Here is a 7184-nt window from a genome sequence, read left to right as displayed (position 1 = left end):
TGCCGTTGCCGATGGCCAGTTCGGCCTCTTTCATGGCTTCAATGCGTGCCGTCGTCGTTGCGAAAAACGTCTCCCCAGTAACGCCCGCTAGGTCAAGGATGTTTACGACATGGTCAAGGGCGCCGACACGATCTTTGACACCGCGATCAAGGTCAAACCGGATTTCGCGGTGATGAACGACGAGGGCGGGCTGGAAAAGATCTATGATTTCAAATTCGATGACCCGCAGACAGGCTATGTAGACGACTGGCAGGAAAAACAGATGCAGGAACAGGCCTATGAGAAAGCCCTGCCTGACGGGGTGGAGCCCGAGAAAGTCGATAACGAAACCTGCGAATGTGACCGTAAACCTGGTAAGAAAGGCCCCATTTCATGACGACACCCGGACCTTTGCGTCGCGATGGTGAGCGCGTCTATGCGCTCCCGAGTTTTCGTATTCTGCTGCATATTGATCGCGCGCTGGGTGACCCGTCGATGAAGGACGCCGCGGGCAAGCTGCTCGCACTGTTTCTCGAGGGGCTCGATCACACCGACATGATCTTCGGGCATGCCGGGGGGCGGATCAAGAAACTGGGCGCCGAATACATCAACGACAAGGTGATCGCCAAAGCGGTCAAATGGGCCGCCGAAACCGAATGGCAATGGCCTTCGACGTTGCGGTTCGCGCGCTGGTTCGATGATTTCGACTGTTCCGGTCCGCCGCACATCCGTCTCGAGCAACGCGCCTATCTTGCGACGATCCAGATCGAGCTTCCGCCAGATGACCCCCGCTGCGTCATATTTGCCGAAAGGGTTCAGCAGATTGTCGCTGACTTGCCCGTAATCTGGGGCGTAATGGGCTATGGGATGTTCCAGCCGGTGGCGCTGGACAGCCTGATATTCTTGTTGCCCCGTGTCGCAACGCGCTACCGTTGCGCGATCGAAGTGCAGCCGGACCGGGTCGAGAGCGCACTGCGCCGCGAGGCCTCGTTCGAGCAGCTGCGCCTTGGCGAGACGCCGGTCCTTTCGGTGCCTGATATCGGCTGGCGCACCCTCGTCGGGCGCGAGTTTCTGGAACGGTTGCCCGATCTTGCGGAACTTGCCGGGGTCGAAGGGCTCAGCGTCGTTGCCTCGGAGCGGTTCACCTCGATCACGGCGGGGCCGCAGCCGATCTGGGGCGATGTCAACGAAGCAGAGGACATCTCCCTTTATAGCTCAGTTGCCGACGCCTTGCGCCCGGTACGCGCAGACTGGCCCTATGCGAGCAAGGCCTTTTTTGGCGGTGCGATCGACAACAGCGGGCTGGACCGGCTTGAAGCCTGGTATGGGAGGTTCGACGCCTGAGATGACGACGCAGAAATACACTCGCAAGATCGCCGCCACGCCGATGCCGGCCCAACTCGAGCGCGCCGCGATCGTGCTGCGCTACGGTGCGGACTTCGCCGCCACCGGGCGCGCGGCGGGGCTGGCCGAGAAGGTCGGGGATGCGATGCGGCATATCGAAACCTTGGCCGCGCACGGCTTTCTGGGGCTGCGGGGGCTTGCCTGCCACGCCGAGCCCTTGCCCGAGCGGGCAGGCGTGGCGCTGCATCTGCAATCGCCCTCGTCCCTGCCGCCTGATCTTCTGGTGATCTCCACTCGCATCGCCGTCGGCCTGCATAATGCCGATCCCGCAGGCTATGCCCGGTTGCTTGACGCGCTGGACGGCGACGCGGCGCAGGCCCGGGCGCTCTGGTCAGGCGTCGATTTCGAAACCGCCGTGGCAGGGGTGGAGTTGCACGGCGCGGGAAACGGCCCAGCCCAGCCCTTCGATCCGTTCTGGCTTGGCGGCGCCGCGGGAGAGGTCTGGCAAGGCGAGCGGCTGGAAATCCCGGGCTGCGCCAAGGCAATGCCCGGCTCGGATCTGGAAGATGCGTTGTTGCTGGCCTCTGCCTTTGGCGCCTTCTGGCCTCTGGGCCAGGACGCAGAACACGAATTGGGCGACGAAGAGTATTTTACCGACGGCGACGATCTGATCCTTGCCGACGCTTCCTTCGAAGCGGCCTCGCTGCGCGCCATTCTGACCTGTCTGGGCGTATCCCCGGTGCCCGAACCGCTTGGCCTTGAACGATGATCCCGCTGGCGGCCTTTGGTCTAGCCACGGCTTTTGGCCCGGGGCTGGCTCCGATCAAACAGGCCTTGACCGAGGGGAACGAGCCCCTTTATCGGCGCAAGGATGTGATCGGTTCCGATTATCAGGGACAGCTCTGCGCCTTTGCGCCCAACGCGGACCTTGCGGGGGTGGCGATCCGGGTCGTCACCCTAATCGGTACGGCGCTGCACGATCTGGTGGCGCAGATGGCGCAGGCAAATCTGACTTGGCCGGGCAATGCCGCATTGGTCGTGCTGCTTCCGGCGGCCGATATCGGCTTTGTGCAGGCGCAGGCGCTGGCGCGGCAGGTGCTGGAGATGCTGGCGGCTTCGGGCTGGTGCGGGCCGCAAACGCAGGTGCATCTGCTGCAGGGCGGTGTCGGAACGACGGCGCAGGCACTGGCCACGGTGGCGCGTTTCGCAGCACAGGGGCAGCCTGCCTTGCTGATCGCAGCCGACAGCCACGCCTGCCGGGACCGGCTGAACGCACTTCTGGCCAAAGACGCGCTTTTTTCCAAGGCGACGCCTTGGGGGTTCGTGCCGGGCGAGGCCGAGCACGAGAAACCGCGCGATCGACACTGGGGTTGTGAAAGGGCGGATTTCGGGGCCGTGCGTTTCCGCTAAGGCGGCCTACCAACGCTAAACCCGCGAGCGGATTCAAATCTCTTGGGCGAACTTAATTGATCGACAGAAATCCGTTTCCGAAGCCTGGCGCCTAGTCGAGTGCCACCAGCGCACGTAAATATTCTGCCTTTTTCGCAAAAACTTTACGCGCATCAAAATGCTCCAGCACGAATTCGCGCGCCTGCGCGCGTATTTCCGCTGCTTCGAGCGGATTGTTAAAGACCCATTCGATCATCTCCGCGACCTCGTCGCGGTCGTCCATGTCGACCAAAATCCCTGTTGCCATATCGTCGACCTTTTCGCGGACAGGAGCGGTATTGGAGCCGATCACTAGGCAGCCCGCAGCCATAGCCTCCAAGAGGGACCACGACGTTACGAAGGGTTCAGTAAAATAGACATGCGCGGTCGAGGCTTGCAGGACCTTTAGATATTCGTCGCGCGGTTTGAGCCCATGCAGGTGTAATCGCGTTTGATCAAGGTCGAGTGCTTTGAGGGCGCGCTTGCCCCATCCGTCGTCTTTCGGCAGGCGTTGGCCGTAAGATACGCTATCTTGCGCGATGACGAGTGTTTCAAAATCCTTGCGGCGGTTTTGCAGAAGTTCGACTGCGCGCATGAATTGCGGAAAGCCCCGCAGCGGTTCCAGACCGCGGGTGGTATAGGTAAGCCGACGAAGCCGCCCGGGGTGCGCACCACATGCACTCCGCCCACCACCGCCATGTCCAGTTCACCGCGCCGTAATGCTCCGGCAGCGGTGTCAAGCGCTGTCAGTGCAGAAGAGCACGCAGTGTCAATGACTTGGCTGGGGCCACGAAAGTCGAACGTGGCCGAAACCCGATTGGCAATGATCGCCAAGGTGTTTCCAAGTGTGAATGTCGAACCGCCTCGCGCGGCGTCATAATAAAAGGGCGAGAGGTTCTCAACGATGGAGGCCCCGATAAAAACGCCGGTGCGTGGCCCGGCTAGTTCGGCGACGTCGAGTCCGGCATCATCGACAGCTTCCTGCACCGCCATCAGCATCAGCCGCTGCTGCGGGTCCATTTCCATAGCTTCGCGCGGGCTTATATCGAAAACACCGGGGTCAAAGTGCCACAAATTCTCAAGCTGGCCTGCCGCGAAGGTTACGGTCTTGCCCCGCCGACCGGGCTTTGGGTCGAGGTAAAGCTCCGGGTCAAAGCCGCGGGCATTGACCTTGGAAACAGTCGAGCGCCCCTCTGCCAAAATGCGCCATGCTGCCGCAAGCCCCTGCGCGCCGGGCAGCCGCAAGCCGATCCCTGTGATCAGTGGCGCATTTCGCGCCCGCGCAGTCATATTGTCGCCCCGCTGGCCATCTCTAGATCCGCATAAAGTAATTGCCGCCCAGATGAGTTGCCCCGCCTGAGCGCAAAACGGTATCAGTCTCTTCCACTGCGATACCGGAGGTGACGTTGAACATGATCCCCTTAGCGCCGCGCGGGGCGGACCAGGTTCTTACGGCAAGCATGATGCGCTCCCAGATGTAACCGCCTACCGGGGTGGAGCGGATGTCGGCACGCAGATAAAGTGTGTGCATCACCGTGATCCAGCTTTGGCGGCTCCCCATGAAGGGGCGAAAAACGTAATAGGCAAAGGCCACGGGCTGGCCGTCATATTCCACGTAAAGCGCCCCGTTGAAGCCGGGATTGTCTCGGATGAAACCGATGATTTGCTCAAATTGCGGCTGGTCGAATGGTAGATCGGAAAATAGGCTTTCGCGATGCATCTGATGCACAAGCGGCAATATATGCGGTACGTCGGCAACCTCTTCACCGAGTTTTATCATCACTTTGCGCCGTTCTTCGGCGGAGAGGCTGCTTTGCACCGATGGCTCCTGCTCTTGGCTGCGGGATAGCTCGTCCAGCAACTTATTTATGAGCCTAGCGCATGAATTTTACGAGGACCAGAGGGGCTGACCAGAGCGAATATGACGCGCGGCTAAGGCACGTGCGTCCCGCCCCTTAAGAAATGGCAGCGCGCGGGTGGGGGCACGTTCCGAAAAGTCTGGAAACAGTGCTTCGATCTCGGCGCGCGCGTCCGTCGGAACAAAGCTGAGTGCTTGCGGGCCGGGATAAAGTGTCTCCGCTTCAATCCCATCCGCTATCACGACAGCATGCTCATCGAGCATGAAGTGATAATAAACAACGCCTGAGACTTCGCCATCGACCTCAATGCCCGCGATGCCGACAAGCTGTTTTGCAGCAACCAACACCTCACGATCCCCAAACATGCGTTCGGCGATTTCCGAGCGCACCACGATGCGGTGCTGTGGCGACAGATGCATGTCTCTTACGGGCAGACCATCGCCAAAAGCGCCGCGCGGGATAAGGATCGGGAGAAGTTTGGGATTGGCCATAAGGTCAACCAGATACAGGTGACGTTTGCCGATCCAGCGCACCGGAAGTGCCCCTTTGCGCGTGATGACGCTATGGCCCACCGCAAGGGTTTCGACCGGGCGGGGTCCTTCAGGCGTATCGATCAATGTGCCTGGTGTGAAACAAACGGCATTGAGCGCCTCGAAGTTCGAAAACGTGCTTTGCGCTACGACCGTGTCGCCCCCCGACAGGGTAATTGTATCTCCCCATTGCACCGTGCCCGAAAGCAAGGTCGGCATGCCCAACACCTGACCATACTGATCCGATCGCAAAATACTGGTCACGGAATCCCCAATCCCATCACTATTCGTGTCGAGGGTGAAGCTTCCTGCTGAAAGGGTGAGTGTCCAATCGCCAACCAAATTGAGTGTGTCGGTGCCCGTGCCACCATCAATATCTAAGGGGGATACACCTGCTTTTTGCGCAAGCTCTTCCTCGGAGGCTGCCCCGGCCTGCTCCATCCCGACCCTAGTCAGGTCGTTGCCAGTCCCCATGATGACATTTCGGCCACCGGAATTGTCGAGAATGAGCGTGTCATTCCCGTCCCCCATATCGGTCGTATCGTAAAACGCTGATCGGTGTAATTCGACAAGGTCATCGCCGGTGCCCATCGAGATATTGTCAAAGGCGAGGCTGTCACCCGCGTCGGGGTTTGCCCAGGGCATGTTCCAGGCAATAAGGCTGTCGTTTCCCCCAAGGAAATCGACGTCATAGAAATGACCTGTGCCGCTGAGCGTTGCATTTGCGATTGTGAGGGTGACGTCACTGCCGTTCTGAGAGGGCACACCAGAGCCATCCGTCGCGTTCGTGATCGTCGCGCCGTTGTTTGATGCGTTGCCTGTCAGCGTGGCATTGGCCACGTTTCACCCCGAATCTCTTCTATCAATTAAGAAATTCTGGGTGATGAAACTTGACAAGGCTTTGACGCCCCAAGGCTGATTTCGGTACAATTTAGGGATAATTAAGCAGGTAGTGCTATGCTGGATTTGAGATTGAGCGCAATTGTGGCGTTGCTCGGTCAACTCTTCCCCGATGGCTGGCTTTTTTGCAAACGGCCGCCGGTACTAGTCTGAGCTCGCCATGCGGCGCAGCAGATAGTCCGCTCTGCCGCTCACGCGCCGCCGCTCAAGTCATGCTTTCCCTGGGCACGAAGGGCGGTCATGGGCTGACTGCGCCTCTTGCTGCAGTGCGCTCGAGCGGCTGCTTCAGGGCGCCGTGATCAATGACGCGAAGGGCGGCAATGGTGAAGGTTTTTCGACGCGGGCCGTGTCGTGAGGGTGGCGTCAGGTGCTCGGCCCGCGTTGGAAAACCTCCCAAGGACGAAGCCGCGAGGAGCCTGGAGATGGCTATGGGTGTTGGATGGCCGCATTGCCCGAGGTTGCGGGGCGCGGCACCGTCGTGGTGATGCCCGCGGTGTGGCACGACAGGATTTCGGCGCCGCTGAAATACCCCTTGTCCGCGAGGACGTTCAGATCTTCTCGGCCCAAAGCGGCCAGTCTCGCCCCGCAGTGCTTCCGTCGAAGCCGCCGTTGACGCACCTCACAGCAAAGATCCCTACTGGCTTTCACCCCCCGAAGAAAACATCGCCGGAACCCGCTGCAGCCGAACCGCCGCAGCCGATCGCGTCGTCCACGCGCCCTGCCGGTCTGCCGTTGATGAAGACCGTGCCAGAGCCGCCCGACAGGCTGCGCGGATGTGGGGGCGCGGGGCAGACGCCGCAGGCGTGGGGGGCGTAGGCGTCGCCTTGCCGCACCGCGCCAATCCCGTTGACGAAGACATCGCCCGAAGCCCCGGTTGCCGGAGTGGGCGGAAAGTGGCAGCCATGGCCGGAGCCAGTGTCGCCAAGGCGGGTCGCTGCGGGCATCGGGGTTTCCTATTTCAAGGTCGGTCAATATCGAATATAGCGCGTAGAAGAGCAAGTCTTGGCCAACTGGAAACGGCAGTCCGCAAGTCAATCCAGTCGGTGATCTGAACCGCCCCGGGTTTGCCGGAGGCTCCAACACCCGAGTAGGATGGAGCATCATGAGCAAAACAACGAACAAGTTTTCCCCTGAAGTGCGCGAT

General features: G+C 60.5%; 8 protein-coding genes and 1 pseudogene. 4 read left to right on the top strand and 5 right to left on the bottom strand.

Going from position 1 to position 7184, the window contains the following annotated elements; translation table 11 throughout:
* Positions 1-109 precede the first annotated feature (109 nt).
* Genes BW967_RS18210 through BW967_RS18195 form a run of 4 tightly spaced genes read left to right on the top strand, consistent with a single transcriptional unit; the run spans position 110 to position 2733 of the window.
* Positions 110-376, top strand: coding sequence for a hypothetical protein (locus tag BW967_RS18210; RefSeq protein WP_076486535.1), 267 nt, complete (start codon positions 110-112; stop codon positions 374-376).
* On the top strand, positions 373-1323 hold the full coding sequence (locus BW967_RS18205) for a DUF3396 domain-containing protein (RefSeq protein ID WP_076486533.1): 951 nt from the start codon (positions 373-375) through the stop codon (positions 1321-1323). The genes BW967_RS18210 and BW967_RS18205 overlap by 4 nt, the downstream gene beginning before the upstream one ends.
* 1 nt (position 1324) lies before the next feature.
* A complete protein-coding gene (locus BW967_RS18200; protein ID WP_076486532.1) occupies positions 1325-2092 on the top strand; it encodes a hypothetical protein in 768 nt (255 codons plus the stop codon).
* Positions 2089-2733 carry a hypothetical protein gene (locus tag BW967_RS18195; RefSeq protein WP_076486530.1) on the top strand — a complete coding sequence of 215 codons (645 nt, stop codon included), beginning with the start codon at positions 2089-2091 and terminating at the stop codon, positions 2731-2733. Before BW967_RS18200 ends, BW967_RS18195 begins: the two co-directional genes overlap by 4 nt.
* Positions 2734-2824: 91 nt before the next feature.
* Here the strand turns inward: BW967_RS18195 and BW967_RS19005 are convergent, their stop codons facing one another.
* The 5 genes and pseudogenes from BW967_RS19005 to BW967_RS18165 form a co-directional block, all read right to left on the bottom strand.
* Positions 2825-3346 (bottom strand): glycosyltransferase, encoded by a 522-nt coding sequence (locus tag BW967_RS19005; RefSeq protein ID WP_076486528.1) that lies wholly within the window; start codon positions 3344-3346, stop codon positions 2825-2827.
* Positions 3347-3405: 59 nt separating this feature from the next.
* A pseudogene (locus tag BW967_RS18185) lies at positions 3406-4041 on the bottom strand (beta-ketoacyl [acyl carrier protein] synthase domain-containing protein); the annotation flags it as partial.
* A 22-nt stretch (positions 4042-4063) separates the two neighbouring features.
* Entirely contained in the window at positions 4064-4570 is a 507-nt protein-coding gene (locus BW967_RS18180; RefSeq protein ID WP_076486526.1) for a GNAT family N-acetyltransferase, read from the bottom strand.
* Positions 4571-4639: 69 nt separating this feature from the next.
* The gene (locus tag BW967_RS18175; RefSeq protein ID WP_076486524.1) at positions 4640-5980 is read right to left on the bottom strand and encodes a Hint domain-containing protein; all 1341 of its coding nucleotides are present in this window, start codon (positions 5978-5980) and stop codon (positions 4640-4642) included.
* 704 nt (positions 5981-6684) lie between these two features.
* Positions 6685-6984, bottom strand: a complete 300-nt coding sequence (locus BW967_RS18165) for a PAAR domain-containing protein (protein WP_076486522.1) — start codon at positions 6982-6984, stop codon at positions 6685-6687.
* Positions 6985-7184: the final 200 nt, after the last annotated feature.

Origin of the sequence: Rhodobacter aestuarii (assembly GCF_900156655.1) — a bacterium.
Lineage (GTDB): Bacteria > Pseudomonadota > Alphaproteobacteria > Rhodobacterales > Rhodobacteraceae > Rhodobacter > Rhodobacter aestuarii.
The sequence above is the reverse complement of the archived record's forward strand: the minus strand, read 5'-3'. Positions and strand labels throughout refer to the sequence as shown.